The organism is Roseovarius sp. MMSF_3298, assembly GCF_030733705.1.
Classification (GTDB): Bacteria; Pseudomonadota; Alphaproteobacteria; order Rhodobacterales; family Rhodobacteraceae; genus Roseovarius; species Roseovarius confluentis.
In genome coordinates, this window is sequence record NZ_JASHIN010000003.1 from 166177 (window position 1) to 185197 (window position 19021).

Here is a 19021-nt window from a genome sequence, read left to right on the forward strand (position 1 = left end):
CAATGGAGGGAAACGCGCAGTGATCCGCATACCGACACGCGTTCTGATCACGCTTGGATTGCTTGGCCTTCCCGGCCTGGCAGTCGCCGACAATCTGAAAACGCGGACAACAAACAACTATGGCACGCCCGGCGGTCTGATCGACATGCCGACGGCCGAGTCGGCACCGGACGGTGAATTGACAACCAATGTCACGTATTTCGATGGTTTCTTTCGCGCGACGTTGAGTTTTCAGATTACCGACCGGCTTTCCGGTAGCTTCCGCTATGCAGGCACGGAGGATTTGACGCCGTCCTTCTCCACGTATTACGACCGCAGCTTCGATCTGCGCTTTCGCCTGTTTGACGAAACAGACTTCACCCCGGCGGTTTCCATTGGCCTGCGCGATTTCGTCGGGACGGGAATTCTGTCCGGCGAGTATGTCGTCGCCACGAAATCCATCGGGGATCGGTTGCGTGTGACCGGTGGTCTGGGTTTCGGGCGTCTGGGCAGCTACGGCAGCGACGGCAGCATCGGGTCGCGTGCACCCTTCAGCTTTGCCGGGGTCGGCACGGGCGGGCAGTTCAACATCGATGACTGGTTCCAGGGCGACTACGCATTTTTTGGCGGTGCAAGCTATCAGGTGACCGACAAGCTGTTGCTGAGCGCGGAGTATTCCTCGGACAATTACGACATCGCGCAATCTGCCGGCATCCTTAAGCGGTCGATACCGTGGAACTTTGCGGCGACTTACCAGGTCAGCGAGAACACCTCGCTGCGGGCCTTTGCCCTGCATGGCGAGGAATCCGGCGCGGCGCTCACGTTCAATCTCAATCCCAGGTCGCCCTCGATAAAAGGCGGCACCGAACTTGCGCCCTTGCCCGTCGCGGTCCGCGGTCCGCGCAGCGCCGAGGATCTGGGCTGGACCACTCAGCCGGGCCGCGAAAAAGCGATCACGGCTTCGCTGGATAGTAGCCTTGAGCAATCCGATCTCGATTTTGAAGGCATCACCCTGAGCGGGCGCTCCGCGCATGTGCGCATCCGAAACGAAAAATATGACGCCACGTCTCAGGCACTGGGCCGCACCCTGCGCAGCATGAGCCGTGAACTGCCTGCATCGGTCGAGATGCTTCACGTCACCCTGATCGAGAACGGCATCCCGGCCAGCACGATGTCACTCAGCCGCACCGACCTGGAGCGGTTGGAGCACCGGCCGGCGCGCGAGGCGCTAGCCGCCGCGCAGTTCACCGACACGCTGCGCTTTGGCGACTACCCCGAACCGTTGCCAGGCAACTATCCGCGCTTCGAATGGTCAATCGGCCCCTATCTGCGCACGTCGCTGTTTGATCCTGGCGATCCGCTTCGGGGCGATATCGGCATCCGCGCCAAGGGAAAATATCACCTCGGCTCGGGTTGGATCGTGTCCGGGTCTCTTGGGCAAAAAGTGATCGGCAATCTCGATAGCGCGGTCAAGCCAAACAACTCTCAGCTACCGCGGGTCCGCTCGGACGTCGCCCTCTACAACCGAACGGATGAGCCGTTCCTGGAGAATCTCACGGTGGCGAAATACGGGCGGCTCGGGCCTGATTTCTACAGCCGCGTCACCGCAGGCTATCTTGAACGCATGTATGCCGGCATTTCCGGCGAAGTCCTTTGGAAGCCCGTGAACAGCCGCTTGGCGCTTGGCGCCGAGGTCAACTATACGCATCCGCGCGACTTCGATCAGCAGTTCGGCCTTCGCTCCCGCGTAACGCCCGGGGGTACGATCCCCGAGTTCAACGGCCACGTGTCCGCGTATTACGATTTTGGCAACGGTTTTCACGGCCAGATCGACGCCGGGCGCTATCTCGCCGGGGATTGGGGTGGCACGATCACCATCGACCGAGAGTTCGCAAACGGCTGGAAAATCGGCGCATTCGCCACGTTCACCGACGTTTCGGCCAGCCAATTCGGCGATCCGCGTCACTCTTCTGACCGGTTTGCGGATCGCCGCCTTGTCCGAACGAGAATTCTGCCGCGCCATAGCCGATCTCACGGAACTCCTGCGCCAGGATGTCGGAGTTTCGCCGCAGCAGGTCCAGCGTTTCCGGCCTGTCAGCCAATACGCTCACGACGACGCCGGTATCGCTGGTCTGCAGGTTGATCCGGACCCGCCCAAGCTCGGCCGGGTTCAAGCGAATTTCGGCGGATTGTTCCGTCGCCCGGCGCAAGCCCGCTGCCAGTTGTTCCGAAACATGGCGCGGCATTCGCGCCAAGCCAACAAGACTTGTGCGCAACGGCGCGCTGGTCTCGACCTGGCTTGTCAAGGCGCCGACGGTATTCATGCGGCTACTGTCCGGTTCGAATGTCCTAGCCCAATCCTCGCCTTTGCTGTGCGCATCCAAGTTCTCGGGAACGACTGCGGATGTGACAATCGGGGGGCTGGAAACCGGCTTGCTGCCGTAGGCTGGCGCGAGGTCCGGCTGCAGAGTGCCCTGGTTGGCCGTTCGCGCCTCCGCCGCGGACAGCCTGCGATAGTCGGCCGGTTCCGAGTTCGGGACCTGCTGCACTTCGGCCGCGGGCTTCGACATCGCGATCTGACGCGCGAATGTATCGGATGCCGGAACGGCCGATGACCATCCACGACCCATGCCGACCGAAGGTTCGGACTTCACGATGCTTTGCGTTGGCGGCGCGGCGACCCCGCCGTCTAGCACCACGAACTGGGATAGCGTGCCAGCGCCGACGCGATTCTGGACATTCGGAACCGAGCGAATATCCCGCTCTTGCCTGGAGACGGTATTGTCGGCCTCGCCCGCTTGATCCGATGAAATCACAACAGCCTGATTGGGTCTTTTGTCGCCAGATTGGGGTACCAGCATGTAATTCTCTGGCTTGGAATTGACTGTCGGCCTTCGTGTCAGCGCTTCGTCCGCACGAAACTCGCCGTCTGCCGAAGGAGCGAAACACCCGACCTGAGGTCTCTCGCCCGCTGTGGCAAGAAACTCTGCAGACTTCGCGGCCCCCGGCGAAGGCGCAGCAGAACTTGTCCGGCCCGCCGGATCCGATGGGCCTTTGCCCTCAGCGAGGTCACGCTCGGCACCGAAACCATCAGGGCTGCGCACCGGGTTCTGCGATGGCTCAGCCGGAGCCTGGTGCCTCGCTTGCAGCGCAGCGTTCCGGCCCTCAACCTTGTGGTCCCGGTCGCTGCCCGCCCAAGAGACCTCACCTTTCCCGTCCGACGCTATGGCCGGCTTCGAAGGCAAAGACTCTGTCAGTGCCGTTCTATCCTTGCGAAGCGCGTCATGTTTCGGCGTGGCATTCTGCTCTTCGATTTCCGCCTCGCTCACCCCGGCGACAAGGCGAGACTCTTCTGCGGCCTCCGTGGCGGTCGGGTGCTCATCCTCAACCGGTGCATCGGTTTCACCACTGTCGGATTCGATGGCCTCGCCCGATGCCTCTGTGTGCGCGTCGGGATCCTCCACTTGAAGATCGATTTTCGCTTTCTGCTTGGGAGTGTCGGTCTCAGAGGGACGCGGTACTGCCTCGACAAACACGGAAGCAAAGCTGGGGCGGTGCGTATTGCCCTCGGCTTTGCCGTCCTCCGCGGCAGGCACATTCCTTACCGCATTCCCGCTGTTTGTCTGTGCGGCAGACGTCTCGCTTGTGACCGTGTAAAACATTCTTGAGCTCCGGGATTTCTTCCTCAGCCCGTCGAACTTCGCAGATCGTGATTACCAGTTCTTTACCGCTTTGGTGTCATATCCCGAAAAGTTCACAGCATTCGAGGGATTCTGGTGACCGATCATTTACCGATGAAACCCAAGCTGGGCGTGAGCCCTTTGCCGCCCCCTTTTGCACGCACGTCACTGCACGCTGCGCAGCAGGCGGCACAGAAATTGGAAGCGACGTTTCTCGCCGAGATGCTGAAGGCCGCCGGTTTCGGCGAACAGGTGAACTCGTTTTCCGGCGGGACCGGCGAAGATCAGTTCGCCTCGTTCCACCGTCAGGCGGTCGCGGATAAGATCGCGGAGGCCGGGGGCATCGGCCTTTCCGAACATTTCCTGAACGCGATGCTGGAGACAAGCAATGACTAAACATTCCGCACAAGACCTGGTCGACGAACTGGACAATCTGCTGGAGGCCGAGCGCGAGGCCGTCCTCGGCGGCAACCTCGACGACATGTCACGACTGCTGGCGCGCAAAGAGAGCCTGATCGACGCGCTGAGCGAACTCGACGCGGCAGATGCCGCCGCGATATCGGAAGTTCAGGACAAACTTGCCCGGAACCAGGTGCTGCTCGATGGCGCGCTGCAGGGAATAAGACGGGCCTCCGCACGGCTTGCCGCCGTGAGAAAGGTGCGCCGTTCGCTGGAGACCTACGGCGAGGACGGACAGAAGAAGACGATCGACGCCCAGGTCACGCGGCAGTTGGAAAAGCGAGCATAATTCCCGGGACTTTTTTTAAGAGAATTTGTCTCAAATGCCAGTCACAGACCCACAGCCGTTTTAGGACTCTCTTAGTACTTTCAAGGCATTTCTCGGCCTGCGTCCCAAGGTGGATGGCGCGATGCCGACAACGTGCATCGCAAACGTCAGAACGACTTTCGAAACCACCGCCCCGGGGCGGTGGACATGTATCGGCGCAAAAGCGTCGCAGCAAAAGGACTATGCTATTATCGCGACCTTCCAGGCACCGCCATGATGCCCGTCACCGCCCGTGACCTTTTTCCGTTTGATGATGACTGGCGCGGCATTGTCACCAGACGCACTCATCTCACCACCTATTCACTCACCCGAAACGATCGTTAGCAGACCAGGTCTTACTCGGCTGTTAACAGATCAATTTGTCCGCTTTATCGGGTCGCGCATCGCCGCGGGGCAACCACTGCATTTTAGTGAAATGCCGGGCATTCGGTTTTTGTGAATCGGGCGAGAAAGTGATATCCAACTCATGATCGCGCCAGTATGGCCGAAACCATTTCCAGAGACACGTGTGGTGCGTAGGGAGCACGTGGGGCAACGGAGGGTATCGGCCGATACGCGCGATACCCTCCGTACGAACTCACGGGATTATCGCCGCCGAAATGCTGAAGCGGCTACGCCGTCAGACCCGCAATTTCACAGACAATCTTCCATTCTTCAGCGGTTACAGGCTGCACCGACAGACGTGAGTTGCGCACCAGCACCATCTCCGAAAGGCGGGGATCCTGCTTGATCATATCGAGCGTCACCGGCGTTTTCGCTGTTTCCACCGCCTTGATATCCACGCAGTCCCAGCGATCGTCGTCGGTCGTGCTGTCGGGATGCGCCTCGGCAATCACCTCGACGGTACCGACCACCGCCTTTTCCGTCTGGCTATGGTAGAAAAAGCCCCGATCGCCCACCGCCATCTCGCGCATGAAGTTCCGCGCCTGGTAGTTCCGCACGCCGTCCCATTCCTCGCCGGCCTCCGCCCGTGCGACCTGCTGATCCCAGCTCCATGTCGACGGCTCGGACTTGAACAGCCAATACCGCATCGGTCAGATTACCTTGTTCCAGGGGATCAGCTCGACACTTTCGAACAGATCCGCCGCCTTGTACGGGTCCTTCGCGGCCCAGGCCTCGGCTTGCGCCATATCCTCGACCTCCAGCACCACCAGCGAGCCGATCATGCCACCATCCGCATCCAGCAGAGGACCCGCCTGGCTCACGACGCCCGTCTCCTTCAGGTAGGCCACGTGCGCGTCACGGTTGTCGAGACGGGTTTGCAAGGCGCCGGGCTTGTCCCGGGCAATCAAAGCGATCAGCATCATTCTTCCTTCAATGGCCGTTGAAGCAGCATATCCATCGAGTCGCGAACGTTCAATTCACCGCGCACCAATCCGGTCACCACGCGCGTGATCGGCAGGTCCAGCCCCGCCTCCCGCGCCATCTTTTCCAGCGCCTGCGCCGTCGCGGCCCCTTCGACTGTCACGCCCGTATCGAATGTCTCTCCGCGTCCCAGGCTCTGGCCGTAGCGGTAGTTGCGCGATTGCTCCGAGGTGCAGGTCAGCACCAGGTCACCAAATCCCGAAAGCCCTGCCAGCGTCTCTGCCCGGGCGCCGTGCATTTCCGCCACCTTGACCAGTTCGGCAAAACCACGAGTCATCAGCGCCGCACGTGCACTTTCGCCCAACCCGGCGCCAATCGCCACGCCGCACGCAATCGCAATCACGTTCTTTAGCGCGCCGCCCAGCTCTGCACCTGTTACATCCATAGTGCGATAGAGCCTGATATTGGGCGTCGTCAGCCGCTGTTGCAGGCTCTCGCCTACGCGTTCATCGGCACAGGCCAAGGTCAGCGCCGTCGGCAGACCCCGCGCAATGTCATGGGCAAAGGACGGACCTGTCAGCATGGCCGGGACGGCGTCGGGGACGTGCTCCGCGATGATCTGTGTCGGTCTCAGCCCGGTGCCGCGCTCCATCCCCTTGCAACAGGCGACCAAGGGCTTTCCCGCCAGCGACCGACCGTGCGTTTCCAGAAACGTGCGAAGTTTCTGTGTCGGAACCGACAAGAGAACGATTTCCGCCTCTGAAACAGTCTCTAACTCTGCTGAAACGCTTACATTCTCCGGCAAAGCGACCCCCGGCAATCGCCGCGCATTCTCCCGGGTCGCGTTCATCTCCCGCACGTGCTCTTCGTCCCGCGCCCAAAGTGCCACCGGACCATTGCGCGCCAGCGATACTGCAAGGGCCGTGCCGAATGCACCGGCGCCGATCACCAAGATCATGCCTTTGCCCCTTTCTTTCCACCGCCCAGCAAGGCCGGACTGCGCTTGTCCAACGGCCAGCGCGGACGCGCGGCCAACGTCATGTCGTCAATGCGCCCCGCACGAAAGAGTTCCCCACCAGCGTAAGCGATCATCGCGGCATTGTCAGTGCAAAGCGCCAGGGGCGGCGCCACGAACCGCACGCCGAATTCGCCTGAAACAGCCTCTAGTCCAGTCCTTATTTCGGTGTTCGCCGCAACGCCGCCCGCCACGGCCAGTGCGGGCGGTTCGGCCAGTTGCCTGCGCGCCTCGGTGAGGGCACGTCGCGTCTTTTCCTGCAGCACATCTGCGACCGCCCCTTGGAAACCCGCACAGAGATCGGCCCGATCCTGCCGCGTCAGGCCACCCTTTTCTGCGATCACCGTGTCCCTGGCCCGCAACAGCGCGGTCTTGAGACCGGAAAAAGACATATCGCATCCCGGCCTGTCCAGAAGCGGGCGAGGAAATCGAAAACGCCCCGGGTCACCGTCGCGCGCAGCGCACTCGATCGCCGGCCCTCCCGGCTGGCCCAGGCCAAGCAGCCGGGCCGATTTGTCGAACGCCTCGCCCGGTGCATCGTCAATGGTGCCGCCCAGACGCGTGAACTGGTCACAGCCCTCGACCACAAGGAACTGACAATGCCCGCCAGAAACAAGCAGCATCACGTAAGGATACGCCAGACCATCGGTCAGCCGCGGCGTCAGCGCGTGTCCCGCAAGGTGGTTCACTCCGACCAAAGGAATGCCCCGCGCGGCGGCGATGGCCTTGCCTGTCGTCACCCCGCACAGCACGCCGCCGATCAGCCCCGGTCCTGCGGTCGCCGCCACCAAGGTGACATCCCCAAGACCCACTTTTGCCTGAGACAGAGCCTGTTTCACCGAGATATCCAGTTTCTCGGCATGGGCGCGGGCCGCAATTTCCGGCACGATGCCGCCAAACGCATCGTGCAGCGCATCCTGCCCCAGTACGACCGAAGACAGGATCTCGGCGCTGTCCCCCGACAGGGATACCACTGCCGCAGCCGTATCATCGCAGCTGCTTTCCAATCCAAGGATCACCAGATTGTCCGTCATGTCACGCCCGTTGCGCCAAGCCCTCGTCGCAGGTAACACCGCGGAGACACTCAGACAACTCCGGAGCGTTCATGCCGCTGATCCTGATCACCAGACCCATCGAGGCGGCCAATAGCTTTGCCGCCCGTCTGGCAGCGGAGCTGGGACCCAAAGCCGAAATCCTTCTCGCGCCCCTTATGGAAATTCGGCAATTGCCGGACCTGCCCGCGCTGTCGGTCTACCGCACGCTGATATTTACCTCCTCCCACGCGGTTGACGCTTTCGCTCAGGCCACAACGTGCCGTGACTTTACCTGCTACGCTGTGGGCAAGGCGACGGGCGACAAAGCCAGCGCATGCGGCTTGTCCCCCATTGTCGGCCCGGGCACCGGCCGAGAGTTGGCCATACGCATCCGGAACGATTCGCCGGCAACGCCCTGCCTTCATCTTCGGGGCGATCACGTGGCCTTTGATATCGCAGGTTACCTGAATTCCGCGGGAACAGAGACGCATGATGCCATCATCTACGAACAGGTTCCTCTCCCCTTGCCGGACGACGTCATTGCCCGTGTCCTCCAGGCGCACACCATTGTCGTTCCGGTTTTTTCACCGCGCAGCGCGCAGCTTTTGCTAGATGCGCTGCCAAATGGCACTAACTTGCAAATCGCGGCGATCAGCAACGCCGTGGCGGAGGTTATCCCTTCGGCCAAGGCGCATAGGATAGAGGTCGCGGAAACGCCCGACGGGCCGGCAATGCTCGCGTGCGTTGCAAGACTATGGTCCCATGCCAACCGGCTTGAGGGCAGAGACAGGCCACAGTAAGCTTGGCACGCCAGGCACTAGTGGCAAGATTCGAAAGAGGTTTTCAAGTGGCAAAGAAACCACCGTCCAAGGCGAATATCTCGCTAAACAAGAATGTATCGCAGACGGACGAAACCGCCGACGAGGCGGGCAAAGCCACCGAGAGCTCCGAGGACGCGCCGCAGGACGATAGCGGGACCGTCACGCCCGGCGAGACGCCTGACGACACGAAGGCGGACGAAGAGTCTTCCGACGACACGCCAGCGTTTCCTGACGATGCGCCTGATACCCCTGACGACGCGGCTGAGGACGAACCGCAGGATGCGCAGCCCGACGAAAACACAAAGAGCGACTCCGCGCCCAACGCGCCGATGTCCGCCTCTGTCCCCGCGACAACGCCGCAACCGGCGAAAGGTCCCGGCGCAGGCGCGCTTATTCTGGGTGGCATCGTCGCAGGCGCAATCGGTTTCGCCGCAGCCTACTTCGGCCTGACGCAAAATCCACCCCCACGTGACGAAGCGCTCGTCGGTGAAGTCAGCGAAGCCGCGCGCCGTCTCGACGAACAGGCCGATACAATCGACGCGCTCACTGAAAAGGTCGGCGGCATCGCCAACACCGACGACTCCGCGCTCGAGGCGCAGATCGAGGCGCTTGGCACCCTGTCAGAACGCGTCACCGAGGCCGAGGACACCCTGGAAGCGATCGATGCGCGGCTGCGCGACGTCGAACAGCGCCCGGTCACCGAAAGTGCCGACGCCGCAACCATCGCCGCCTACGAGGACGAACTGAACGCCGCCCGCGAGGAACTTGCCGCGCAGCGCGAAGACCTGCAGGCCCTCATCGACGAGGCGATGAACACCGAAACCGCAGCCGACGAAGCAGCGGTCGCCGCAATGCAACGGGCCGCGATCAGCCGTATCCTGGCCGCTCTGGACAACGGCGCAGGCTTCGCCGGTTCCGTGGCCGAACTTCAGGATACCGGCGTCGACGTGCCCGAAGTCCTGGTGTCCTCCGCCGACGCCGGTGTGCCGACACTCTCCAGCTTGCAGGAAAGCTTTCCCGAGGCTGCCCGCGCCGCGCTCGACACGTCTCGCGACGCCACCGGCGAAGGCACCGGGCTGACAGGTTTCCTGCGCAGTCAATTTGGGGCACGGTCGCTCGAGCCGCGCGAAGGCAGCGATCCGGACGCAGTGTTGTCCCGCGCCGAAGCGGCGATCCGCGATGGTCGGCTTCAGGACGCTCTGGCGGAAATCGAGGCGCTCCCCGAAGAGGGCCGCGCCGAACTCTCCGATTGGGCCGGTCAAGCGGCACAACGGCGCGAGGCGGTGGGCGCGGCCCAGTCGCTGAGCGAGACATTGAATTAACGCCGGGGGAACTCAGAGAATGCTGTGGTCCGTAATCAAGATTATCCTCTTCATCGGCCTCGTCGCCGCGGCCAGTTGGGGGGCGATCTACCTGCTGGAACTTGACGGCGGGGTGCGCATCGTCATGGCCGGGCAGGAATTCAACTTGACCCCGCTTATGGCTGTCATCGTACTGGTCCTCCTGGTCGTCGCGGTCTGGCTCTTGCTCAAGCTCGTGTCTTTGCTCGTGGCCGTACTGCACTTTATCAACGGCGACGACACCGCGCTGTCACGCTATTTCCAGCGCAATCGTCAGGACAAGGGGTATCAGGCGCTGTCCGAGGGCCTGATGGCTCTCGCATCGGGCGAAGGAGAGCTTGCCATGGCCAAGGCCGGCAAGGCCGAACGGTATCTCAACAAGCCCGCGCTGACCAACCTGATCACCGCGCAGGCGGCCGAGATCTCCGGCAATCGTCGCAAGGCCGAGGAGACTTACAAGCGGCTGCTGACCAACGAGAAGACCCGCTTCGTCGGCGTGCGCGGCATCATGCGCCAGAAACTGGCGAACGGCGAAACCGAGACAGCCTTGAAGCTGGCAAAGACCGCCTTCGCGCTGAAACCCAAGCACGAAGAGGTGCAGGACACGCTGCTGAAACTTCAGGCTCAGACCGGCGACTGGAAAGGCGCACGCGAAACGCTGAGCGCCAAGCTGAAATCCGGCAACCTGCCGCGTGCCGTCCACCGCCGCCGCGACGCCGTTCTGGCCCTGTCCGAGGCGCGCGATGTTCTGGAGGAAGGCAAAAGCATCGAAGCGCGCGAATCCGCGATCGAAGCGAACCGCCTCTCGCCCGACCTCGTGCCCGCCGCCGTCCTGACAGCGCGCGGCTACATCGAGCAGGGCAACAAGCGCAACGCCACCCGCGTGATCAAAAAGGCATGGGATGCCCAACCCCATCCCGACCTCGCGGCCGCCTTCGCCGAGATCGAACCCGAAGAGACGCCGCAGGCCCGCATCAAGCGCTTCGCCAAGCTTCTCAAGATCCATCCCGATCACCGCGAAACCCGCCTGATCGACGCCGAACTGCATCTTGCCGCCGAGGATTTCCCGGCAGCCCGCCGTGCGCTGGGAGATCTGGCAGAGGTAGATCCCGACGCCCGCGCGCTGACCATCATGGCCGCCATCGAGCGCGGCGAAGGCGCGTCCGACAGCGTGGTCAAGGGCTGGCTCGCCCGTGCGCTTTCGGCACCCCGCGGACCGCAATGGGTTTGCGAGAACTGCCAGCACATTCACGCGCAATGGGCCCCGTCCTGCGACAATTGCGACGCGTTCGACACCCTGAGCTGGCGCGCGCCTCCGGCGTCGTCGGTATCCTCTTCGACAGGGATCGAGATGCTGCCCCTGATCATCGGCTCCATCGAGGATCATGGTGCGGATACCCCGGACGAGTCAGATGACAGCGACAAGATCACCGACGCCGAGGTCGCCGACGCGGAGATCGTCGAGGACACCGGTCCCGAAAAGACCGAAAAATAGCTCTTTTCGGATACGAATTGGAGTGCTATAGCCGCGCTCCACGGGGCCGCTGTAGCTCAGCTGGTAGAGCACGTCATTCGTAATGATGGGGTCGGGGGTTCGAGTCCCTTCAGCGGCACCACGAAACTTCTGCAAACGACTGAAGATCAGTTTCTGTTTGCAGGCTGCCTAATTCTATCCACGTGAACATCCACCCTTGCGTTGTCGCACCTGCGGCTTCTTAAGTTCGTAAGGTGACGAAATTTTGGTGCGATCGCTTCCTTCGTCGCTGACAGCAACCTTTGGCTAGCTTGAGGGGCCATCACTCAAGACCGGCTATGCCACCCGGCTCCGCGCGCCGAGTCTCAGCCAGCGCCCGCAGGTGAGCGTCGAAACCGTACCCGATCTGGTCAGACGATCAGCACGGGAACCGGGGACAGGTATGTGACCTTCTGCGAAACGCTGCCCAGAAGATAGCCTTCCATTGATCCCATGCCGCGGCGGCCAATCACGACGAGGTCGATGCCGTGCTCCTCGACGAACTTCACGATATTGCGCGACGTGGGACCGGCCTTGACGAAGGCGCGGACGTCGGTCTTGCCCGCGGACTTTGCGCGTTCCTTGGCGGTTCCGACAACCTCTTCGGCGTGGGTGCGCATGGCGTCGTCCATGTTGCCCGGATCGTCCGGCCGGACCATGGACAGCGATGCCTCCAGCATCGAATGGTGGCGATAGACTGTCAGGATCGTCAGCGCGGCCCCGCCGCAAAGCGCGGCCATCTCCACGGCCTTGTCGACGGCCAACTCTGAATTGGGCGACCCGTCAAAGGGCACCAGTATGGATTTGTACATGTCTCTCCTCCGGTTACTTGTCGAAGGCCAGGTCCCGCAGGAACAGGGCAATCTGTGGGAAGAAGATCAGCAGTACGGCGACCGACAGCAGGATGAAGATGAAGGGCGGCGTGCCGCGGATCACTTCCATGTAGGGCCGCTTGAACACCGCGATCGCCGTGAAGATGTCACAGCCGAAGGGCGGCGTGGCCGAGCCGATGGCGACCTGAAGCGTGATGATCGTGCCGACCAGCACTGGATCGAGGCCGACGGATTCGACCACCGGCGCAAAGATCGGAACCAGAACGAGGATCACCACGATCGGATCCACGAACATGCAGCCGACGAAGAAGGCAACGGAAATCACGAAGAGCACCCCGATCTGGCCCATCTCGTCAATGCCGATGGAGCCCAGGATTTCCTGTGGGATCTGGGCGAAGGAAATGACCCACGAGAAGGCCGCGCCGACGCCGACGAGGATGAACACGACGGCGGTGATGAGGCCGGTGGACTTGGCCGTCTCATAGACGCCCTTGAGGTCCATCTCGCGAAAGATGATGACCTCGAGCACAAGCGCGTAGAGCACGCAGGCCGCCGCCGCCTCGGTCGGGCTGAAGATGCCGCCGTAGATACCGCCGATGATGATCACCGGGAAACCCAGTGGCCAGAGCGCCTTGCGCCCGGCGTTGAAACGTTCGCCCCAGCTGTACTTGGGCTCTGTCGGCACGTTGTTGCGGACCGCGTAGATCCAGGCGTAGATCGAGAACAGGAAAAGGATCAGCAGGCCCGGCCCGATGCCCGCGATGAAAAGCTCGGCGATGGAGGTGTTGGACACGACGCCATAGATGATCATGCCGATCGAGGGCGGGATCAGGAAGGCGATGTCCGAGGCGTTGACAATCAGCGCAAGAATGAAGCTGTCATTGTAGCCCGCCTTTTGCATCCGGGGGCGCAGTGGCGAGCCGACGGCGACCACGGTCGCCTGGGTGGAGCCGGATACCGCGCCGAACATGGTGCAGGCGGCCGCGGTGGACACCGCAAGCCCGCCCTTGAGATGCCCCACGAACGCCATCACCAGGTCGATCAGGCGATTGGCGGACTGGCCGCGTGTCATGATGTCGGCCGCAAAGATGAACATCGGCACCGCGATCAGCGAGGCCGGCCGGATACCCGCCATGATCTGCTGGATCATGGTTTCAAGCTGACCGAAGCCGCCGAACATGGTGTAGAAGCCGATGAAGGCGGCGACGATCAGCGGGATCATCATCGGGAAGCCCAACAGAAGAAGGACGACCATGACGGAAAAGATGGTAAGGGCCATCTGTCAGACCTCCTTCTCGGTGTCGTCATACCCTTCGAGCACCGCGGTCGAGAGGTAGATATCCTTGTCGATGATGTTCTTGATCGCGGTCAGAAGGTACTGCACCCCGGTCATGAAGAAGCCGACGGGCACCCATACGAGCGTGATCCAGACCGGGATCTGAAGCGACGGCAGGACGCGGCCGCGGCCCGACTGGGTGAGGATGTAGGTATAGGCGTAGTAGGCCAGGCCGAACATGAAGACCGCGGTGACCAGCGTGATGACGATCATCATCAGCTTGCGGGCCTTGGGCGGCATGGTGTCATAGATTGCGGACATGCGGATATGCCGACCGTGGCGGGCGGCATAGCTGATCCCGGCAAAGGTGATCAGGATGATGAGGATGCGGTTGAGTTCTTCGGAAAAGAAGATGCTGTTCTGAAAGACGAAGCGCCCGACCACGTTGGCGATGGTGTTGGCCGCCATCAGCAGGACACCGACGGCGAGCATTACCGCCTCGATCTTGCTTATCAGGATGTCGATGGTGCCGAGAAATCCGAGTAGCGTGGAGACGTATTCGCCCGTGGGTTCGTCATCCATCCCCGTCGTGTCGGTCTGCGACTGTAGCTGAGAGCCGTGTTCGTCTGACATAACCTGTCCCCACGTCCGTTGCGTGCAACGGCGGCCATGCCCAACTGGCACAGCCGCCGAAGAGCCATTTCGTTATTGCACGGCTTCCAGGTCGGCCTTGAGCTGGTCGAGGATTTTCTTGCCGCCGTCGCCGGTCATTTCAAGGAACGTGTCCTCGACCGACGCGCCCGCCTCGACGAAGGGCTGACGCTCTTCCTCGCTGAGCGTGTTGACCTGCATGTCAGGCTTGGCTTCCTTGATCTTCTCGATGCTCTCTTCGTGAAGACCTTTCTGGTAGTCGATGATGTGGTCGAAGGCGACGTCGATCGCGTTCTGGATCACTGTCTGGTCCTCTTCCGACAGGCCTTCATAGAATTCCTGGTTGGCCATGACCGCAGTGGTGAAGTTGTTGTGGCCGGCGCAGGTGATGACTTCGGTCACCTCGTACATCTTGGTCGACTCGATGAAGAACATCGGGTTTTCCTGGCCCTGGATGATCCCGGTCTGAAGCGCGCCGTAGACCTCGCCCCAAGGCAGCGGCGTGGGCGTCGCGCCAAAGGCCTTGTAGCTTTCCACCAGAAGCGGGTTGGTCATGACGCGGAACTTGACCTGGTCGAGGTCAGGCGGCCCGGTCACGGGTTCCTGCGTGGTCATGCAGACCTCGCCCTCGGGGAACATGGTCAGCAGTTCCAGCCCCTGTTCGGCGTAAAGTTCGGGGAACATCTCGTTGATGGCCTTGGAGGTGCGGAAGAACTCGCCAAGCTTCTCGGTGTCCTGCGGCAAGAGGTAGGGCACGAAGAAGACCTGTGCCTCGGGGATCAGCGAACCGGTGAAGCCCGGGCTTTGATCGACGAATTGCAGGATGCCGGTCTGCGCCTGTTCCATCGTGTCGGCAGATTCGCCCAGCGTGCCATAGGGGAAAAGTTGGACAGTGTGGTCGGAATTGGCCTCGACCTCTTCCTTGAACTTCTGAGCATAGACGCCCTGCACCTCGTCAAGCGCCTCCTCAAAGGCGTAGCGCCAAGTGTCTGCCTGAGCAACGCTCGCGCTCAACATCATGCTGCCTGCAACGGCCATCGCCATGGAAGTGTGCGAGTATCTAGCCATATTCAATCTCCTTAATATCTCGTGATTTCGTCTAGGCTGCGTTCAACCTTTTGGCCTGTCAATGATGCATTACAAAGCGCGCCAAGGCGACCCCGAGCGTCCAGCTTTGGCACCTTCGACTAAATCTTCGTTTTTTGACAGTAGGTTAGCCACTATCATGCAATCCTGTATCACGGCTTAAAACGGGCCGGAAAATAAATTCTCGCCGGAGCATCAAACAGGAACTTGCCCCAAGACGAGATAAAAATGGGCATTCTGACATGGAGACACGAACGCTGGATCTTCCGGCACGGCAGCCCAGCTTTGCTGACGGCAGTATTGTCCGGCTTTTCGTTGAGCGTTCGCATCTTTTCGCTTAAGCAGGCTCAAATTGCGCGGCAGCGCACTATATAGATCTGAAACAACTGCGGCGGACCATGGCCAACCATCTCTACAAATCCGATCTTCCAGACGGCCTCGACCTCGGTCCTGTCGTCGCCATCGACTGTGAAACGATGGGGCTGAATCCGCACCGGGACAGGCTCTGCGTGGTGCAGCTCTCGGGTGGTGACGGAGACGCGCATATCGTCCAGGTGATGCAGGGTCAGACAAGCGCACCCAACCTCGAACGTCTTCTTACGGACGCCAGCGTTTTGAAGCTGTTTCATTTTGGCCGCTTCGATATCGCCGCGATGTTCAACGCTTTCGGTGCCCTGGCCGCGCCGGTCTACTGCACCAAGATCGCCAGCAAGCTGATCCGCACCTATACCGACCGGCATGGCCTGAAATTCCTGCTTCAGGAACTGCTCGGCATCGATATCTCGAAACAGCAGCAATCGTCGGACTGGGGCGCGTCCGATCTGACCGAGGCACAGCTGGACTATGCCGCGTCCGACGTACTTTACCTGCATCAGCTGCGAACCGAACTCGACGCCCGCCTGGCGCGCGAAGGCCGTACGGAGCTTGCCGAAAGCTGCTTTGATTTTCTGCCGACGCGCGCGCGTCTGGACCTTGCCGGCTGGCCCGAAACGGACATCTTCGCGCATTGATCATGGCAGCAACGGACAATTTCTATTCACGGCTGGTGGCATGGATGAAGATCATCCTGCCTCTGACCGCGCTTGGCATCTTGTCCACCCTGTTCCTGATATCGCGCCACATCGACCCCACGAAATCCATACCCATCGCCGAGATCGACCTGGAACAACGCGCGCAGGAGCAGGGCGCCACCAACGCGGCCTTCGCCGGCGTCACCCGCGGCGGGGACGAGGTGAAGATCGCCGCTGACACCGCCCGCCCTGCGCCGGATGATCCCCGCCTGATCAATGCCGAAGACGTCACCGCTGAAATGCACCTCGTATCAGGCAGCGTCGTGACGGTGACCTCGGACCGTGGCGACGTGCACCAATCCGATCTGAACGCCTCTTTGATCGGCAATGTTAACGTCGACACCTCCACCGGCTACAAGATGACGACCGAACGCCTCGATGCCAGGCTGGATGTGCTGTACGCCGAAACGCCGGGCCAGGTCTCTGGCAAGGGTCCGCCCGGTGACCTTACGGCTGGACGCATGGTGCTGACCGGGGACGAGGAAACCGGTGAAGCACATTTGGTTTTCACCGACGGTGTGAAGCTGATATATACGCCTCAGCCCGCCGAGGACATTGAACAGTGACCCATTCGTTTCGCATTTTGATCGCGCTCATCCTGTTGTGCCATCCGATTGCCGCTCTGGCCCAAGGAGCGCAGATCGCCTTCGGCAACACAGCGCAGGACAGCACGCTTCCCGTCGAGGTTACCGCCGACAACCTCGACGTGAACCAGCAAGACGGCTCCGCTGTTTTCACTGGCAATGTGTTGATCGGACAAGGTGAAATGCGTCTGTCCGCGCCGCGCGTCCTTGTGGTGTACAAGGATGATCAAAGCGGGATCGAGCAGCTTCAGGCAACCGGAGGTGTCACCCTCGTCAGCGGCGAGGATGCCGCCGAGGCGTCGCAGGCCGATTACAACGTCGACACTGGCCTGATCGAAATGCAGGGCGACGTGCTTCTCGTGCAGGGCCCCAACGCACTGACCGGCGACAAGATGTTCGTCGACACGCGCGCGGGCACCGCCCGCGTCACCGGCCGGGTCAAGACCATCCTGCAACCCGAGAATGGCGATCAGTAAATGGCACGTCCCGACCTGCATATTGCCCACGAAAGCACCGGTCTGTCGGTCGAGAACCTGCGCAAAAGCTACAAGAAGCGCGTCGTGATCCGCGATGTCAGCCTGTCCTTGCGGCAGGGTGAGGTTGTGGCCCTGCTTGGCCCCAACGGCTCGGGCAAGACAACGACCTTCTATGCCATCGCCGGCCTGATCTATCCCGAAGGCGGCCACGTCAAGATAGACGGACGCGATGTCACGGCCCTGCCCATGTACCGCCGCGCCAAGCTTGGCGTGGGCTACCTCCCGCAGGAGATGTCGATCTTTCGCGGCATGTCGGTCGAGGACAACATCATGTCCATCCTCGATATATCCACGGACGACCGGCACAAACGCCGCAAACGGCTCGAAGAGCTTTTGTCGGAATTCTCCATTGAACACCTGCGCCGCGCCCCTGCCCTGGCGCTGTCTGGCGGGGAGCGCCGCCGGGTGGAAATCGCCCGCTGCCTTGCCGCTCGGCCCAAGTATCTTTTGCTCGACGAACCCTTTGCCGGGGTCGACCCGATCTCGGTCGGTGACATCCGCCACCTGGTCGCGGATCTCAAGAAACGCGGCATCGGCGTGCTGATCACCGATCACAACGTCCGCGAAACGCTCGAAATCGTGGACCGCGCCTATATCCTGCATGACGGCCAAGTCCTGATGTCTGGCACCCCGGACGAGGTCGTGTCGAACGAAAACGTCCGCCGCGTCTACCTCGGCGAAAATTTTCGTATATCCTGAGCGATGTTACGCCACACGTTAACGCAATCTCCATTGACAAGACGCCCATATCGCGGATCAAATGAGGTATGACGCTTTCGGTTTTTGCACTGTTCGAACCGTGCGACCCATCACTTGGGCCGAGGCCGAGCACACAGAAAACGTCATTTTATCCCTCACAGAATTGACCCAGATCAGGGCGAAACACCGCCCCGAAGGTCACTTCTGTCCGCATCTTGGAGGTTCTGAATGCGCTATCAAATCAGTGGAAAACAAATCGATGTCGGCCAGGCTTTGCAGACTCATGTCGAGAACGAGTTGACCTCCATTGTGGAAAAATACGCCGAACGGCCCACGGACGCGCATGTCTTCTTTTCAAAAAGCGCGAGCGAATTCGTCTGCGAAGCGACGATTCACCTGTCCACGGGCATGACGGCCACGGCCAAGGCCCATGCGCATGAAATCTACGCCGCCTTCGACGATTGCAGCGAGAAGCTGGAAAAGCAGTTGCGCCGGTACAAGCGCCGATTGAAGGACCATCACCGAGAGCGGGCGGAACCTATTGAACTTTCTCAGGCATCCGCCTATATCCTCGCCTCCGAAAGCGAAGGGGAAGAATCGGAACCAGAAAGCCTCCAGCCCGTTATCGTTGCAGAGATGGAACATCATATTCCCTCTTTGTCGGTCGGCGAAGCAGTCATGCAGATGGAGCTTGCCGGCGCACCGGTGCTCGTGTTCCGAAATGAAGGGAAAGAAGGGTTGAACGTCGTGTATCGCCGCGATGATGGCAATATCGGATGGATCGACCCTTAAATTATCGAGCAAGCAAGGCG

General features: G+C 61.2%; 19 protein-coding genes, 1 tRNA gene and 2 pseudogenes. 12 read left to right on the top strand and 10 right to left on the bottom strand.

The features are described 5' to 3' along the window. Positions 1-19 precede the first annotated feature (19 nt). Positions 20-2122: a YjbH domain-containing protein gene (locus tag RBB18_RS04500; protein ID WP_371931589.1), complete on the top strand. Its 2103-nt coding sequence runs from the start codon at positions 20-22 to the stop codon at positions 2120-2122. Here RBB18_RS04500 and RBB18_RS04505 read toward each other — a convergent pair. Beyond that, positions 2016-3641, bottom strand: a pseudogene (locus RBB18_RS04505) (flagellar hook-length control protein FliK); the annotation flags it as partial. The gene RBB18_RS04500 and the pseudogene RBB18_RS04505 overlap by 107 nt on opposite strands. Positions 3642-3755: 114 nt before the next feature. Between RBB18_RS04505 and RBB18_RS04510 the strand changes: the two are divergent. Both RBB18_RS04510 and RBB18_RS04515 read left to right on the top strand, forming a co-directional pair. Further along, a complete protein-coding gene (locus RBB18_RS04510; RefSeq protein ID WP_306110345.1) occupies positions 3756-4055 on the top strand; it encodes a rod-binding protein in 300 nt (99 codons plus the stop codon). Next, on the top strand, positions 4048-4407 hold the full coding sequence (locus tag RBB18_RS04515; RefSeq protein WP_103762665.1) for a flagellar protein FlgN: 360 nt from the start codon (positions 4048-4050) through the stop codon (positions 4405-4407). Before RBB18_RS04510 ends, RBB18_RS04515 begins: the two co-directional genes overlap by 8 nt. 231 nt (positions 4408-4638) lie before the next feature. Here the strand turns inward: RBB18_RS04515 and RBB18_RS04520 are convergent. The 5 genes and pseudogenes from RBB18_RS04520 to tsaD all read right to left on the bottom strand — a co-directional run. Then, a pseudogene (locus tag RBB18_RS04520) lies at positions 4639-4734 on the bottom strand (chemotaxis protein MotB); the annotation flags it as partial. Between the two features lie 323 nt (positions 4735-5057). Then, positions 5058-5477, bottom strand: coding sequence for an EVE domain-containing protein (locus tag RBB18_RS04525; RefSeq protein WP_103762664.1), 420 nt, complete (start codon positions 5475-5477; stop codon positions 5058-5060). A gap of 3 nt (positions 5478-5480) precedes the next feature. Then, the gene (locus tag RBB18_RS04530; protein ID WP_274592801.1) at positions 5481-5750 is read right to left on the bottom strand and encodes a YciI family protein; all 270 of its coding nucleotides are present in this window, start codon (positions 5748-5750) and stop codon (positions 5481-5483) included. Then, positions 5750-6709 carry an NAD(P)H-dependent glycerol-3-phosphate dehydrogenase gene (locus RBB18_RS04535; protein ID WP_103762663.1) on the bottom strand — a complete coding sequence of 320 codons (960 nt, stop codon included), beginning with the start codon at positions 6707-6709 and terminating at the stop codon, positions 5750-5752. The genes RBB18_RS04530 and RBB18_RS04535 overlap by 1 nt, the downstream gene beginning before the upstream one ends. After that, complete coding sequence (gene tsaD / locus RBB18_RS04540; protein WP_306110346.1) at positions 6706-7800, bottom strand: tRNA (adenosine(37)-N6)-threonylcarbamoyltransferase complex transferase subunit TsaD; 1095 nt, start codon at positions 7798-7800, stop codon at positions 6706-6708. The genes RBB18_RS04535 and tsaD overlap by 4 nt, the downstream gene beginning before the upstream one ends. A 71-nt stretch (positions 7801-7871) precedes the next feature. Here tsaD and RBB18_RS04545 point away from each other — a divergent pair, with 71 nt between their 5' ends. From RBB18_RS04545 to RBB18_RS04560, 4 genes are all read left to right on the top strand, one after another. Continuing rightward, positions 7872-8600, top strand: a complete 729-nt coding sequence (locus tag RBB18_RS04545) for a uroporphyrinogen-III synthase (RefSeq protein WP_306110347.1) — start codon at positions 7872-7874, stop codon at positions 8598-8600. 47 nt (positions 8601-8647) lie between these two features. Further along, positions 8648-9943, top strand: a complete 1296-nt coding sequence (locus RBB18_RS04550; protein ID WP_306110348.1) for a COG4223 family protein — start codon at positions 8648-8650, stop codon at positions 9941-9943. A 19-nt stretch (positions 9944-9962) separates the two neighbouring features. Further along, positions 9963-11456, top strand: coding sequence for a heme biosynthesis protein HemY (locus tag RBB18_RS04555; RefSeq protein ID WP_306110349.1), 1494 nt, complete (start codon positions 9963-9965; stop codon positions 11454-11456). A gap of 45 nt (positions 11457-11501) precedes the next feature. Beyond that, positions 11502-11577, top strand: a tRNA-Thr gene (locus tag RBB18_RS04560). A 268-nt stretch (positions 11578-11845) separates the two neighbouring features. Here the strand turns inward: RBB18_RS04560 and RBB18_RS04565 are convergent. The 4 genes from RBB18_RS04565 to dctP all read right to left on the bottom strand — a co-directional run bounded on the left by RBB18_RS04565 (position 11846) and on the right by dctP (position 15302). After that, positions 11846-12286 (bottom strand): universal stress protein, encoded by a 441-nt coding sequence (locus RBB18_RS04565; protein ID WP_103762658.1) that lies wholly within the window; start codon positions 12284-12286, stop codon positions 11846-11848. 13 nt (positions 12287-12299) lie between these two features. Beyond that, complete coding sequence (locus tag RBB18_RS04570) at positions 12300-13586, bottom strand: TRAP transporter large permease (RefSeq protein WP_103762657.1); 1287 nt, start codon at positions 13584-13586, stop codon at positions 12300-12302. Positions 13587-13589: 3 nt separating this feature from the next. Beyond that, the gene (locus RBB18_RS04575) at positions 13590-14165 is read right to left on the bottom strand and encodes a TRAP transporter small permease (protein ID WP_371931592.1); all 576 of its coding nucleotides are present in this window, start codon (positions 14163-14165) and stop codon (positions 13590-13592) included. A gap of 123 nt (positions 14166-14288) precedes the next feature. Beyond that, complete coding sequence (gene dctP, locus RBB18_RS04580) at positions 14289-15302, bottom strand: TRAP transporter substrate-binding protein DctP (RefSeq protein WP_103762655.1); 1014 nt, start codon at positions 15300-15302, stop codon at positions 14289-14291. A gap of 416 nt (positions 15303-15718) precedes the next feature. Here dctP and RBB18_RS04585 point away from each other — a divergent pair, with 416 nt between their 5' ends. From RBB18_RS04585 to hpf, 5 genes are all read left to right on the top strand, one after another. Continuing rightward, the gene (locus tag RBB18_RS04585) at positions 15719-16330 is read left to right on the top strand and encodes a ribonuclease D (RefSeq protein ID WP_103762654.1); all 612 of its coding nucleotides are present in this window, start codon (positions 15719-15721) and stop codon (positions 16328-16330) included. 2 nt (positions 16331-16332) lie between these two features. Beyond that, positions 16333-16956, top strand: coding sequence for an LPS export ABC transporter periplasmic protein LptC (gene lptC, locus RBB18_RS04590; RefSeq protein ID WP_103762653.1), 624 nt, complete (start codon positions 16333-16335; stop codon positions 16954-16956). Further along, entirely contained in the window at positions 16953-17450 is a 498-nt protein-coding gene (gene lptA, locus RBB18_RS04595) for a lipopolysaccharide transport periplasmic protein LptA (protein ID WP_103762652.1), read from the top strand. The genes lptC and lptA overlap by 4 nt, the downstream gene beginning before the upstream one ends. Next, the gene (gene lptB / locus RBB18_RS04600) at positions 17451-18209 is read left to right on the top strand and encodes an LPS export ABC transporter ATP-binding protein (protein WP_103762651.1); all 759 of its coding nucleotides are present in this window, start codon (positions 17451-17453) and stop codon (positions 18207-18209) included. Between the two features lie 228 nt (positions 18210-18437). After that, a complete protein-coding gene (gene hpf, locus RBB18_RS04605; protein WP_103762650.1) occupies positions 18438-19001 on the top strand; it encodes a ribosome hibernation-promoting factor, HPF/YfiA family in 564 nt (187 codons plus the stop codon). Positions 19002-19021 lie beyond the last annotated feature (20 nt).

Coding starts and splice junctions, on each gene's coding strand:
- RBB18_RS04515 (WP_103762665.1), top strand. CDS start 4,048: ATGACTAAACATTCCGCACAAGACCTGGTCGACGAACTGGACAATCTG.
- RBB18_RS04525 (WP_103762664.1), bottom strand. CDS start 5,477: ATGCGGTATTGGCTGTTCAAGTCCGAGCCGTCGACATGGAGCTGGGAT.
- RBB18_RS04530 (WP_274592801.1), bottom strand. CDS start 5,750: ATGCTGATCGCTTTGATTGCCCGGGACAAGCCCGGCGCCTTGCAAACC.
- RBB18_RS04535 (WP_103762663.1), bottom strand. CDS start 6,709: ATGATCTTGGTGATCGGCGCCGGTGCATTCGGCACGGCCCTTGCAGTA.
- tsaD (WP_306110346.1), bottom strand. CDS start 7,800: ATGACGGACAATCTGGTGATCCTTGGATTGGAAAGCAGCTGCGATGAT.
- RBB18_RS04545 (WP_306110347.1), top strand. CDS start 7,872: ATGCCGCTGATCCTGATCACCAGACCCATCGAGGCGGCCAATAGCTTT.
- RBB18_RS04555 (WP_306110349.1), top strand. CDS start 9,963: ATGCTGTGGTCCGTAATCAAGATTATCCTCTTCATCGGCCTCGTCGCC.
- RBB18_RS04565 (WP_103762658.1), bottom strand. CDS start 12,286: ATGTACAAATCCATACTGGTGCCCTTTGACGGGTCGCCCAATTCAGAG.
- RBB18_RS04570 (WP_103762657.1), bottom strand. CDS start 13,586: ATGGCCCTTACCATCTTTTCCGTCATGGTCGTCCTTCTTCTGTTGGGC.
- RBB18_RS04575 (WP_371931592.1), bottom strand. CDS start 14,165: ATGGATGACGAACCCACGGGCGAATACGTCTCCACGCTACTCGGATTT.
- dctP (WP_103762655.1), bottom strand. CDS start 15,302: ATGGCTAGATACTCGCACACTTCCATGGCGATGGCCGTTGCAGGCAGC.
- RBB18_RS04585 (WP_103762654.1), top strand. CDS start 15,719: ATGGCCAACCATCTCTACAAATCCGATCTTCCAGACGGCCTCGACCTC.
- lptC (WP_103762653.1), top strand. CDS start 16,333: ATGGCAGCAACGGACAATTTCTATTCACGGCTGGTGGCATGGATGAAG.
- lptB (WP_103762651.1), top strand. CDS start 17,451: ATGGCACGTCCCGACCTGCATATTGCCCACGAAAGCACCGGTCTGTCG.
- hpf (WP_103762650.1), top strand. CDS start 18,438: ATGCGCTATCAAATCAGTGGAAAACAAATCGATGTCGGCCAGGCTTTG.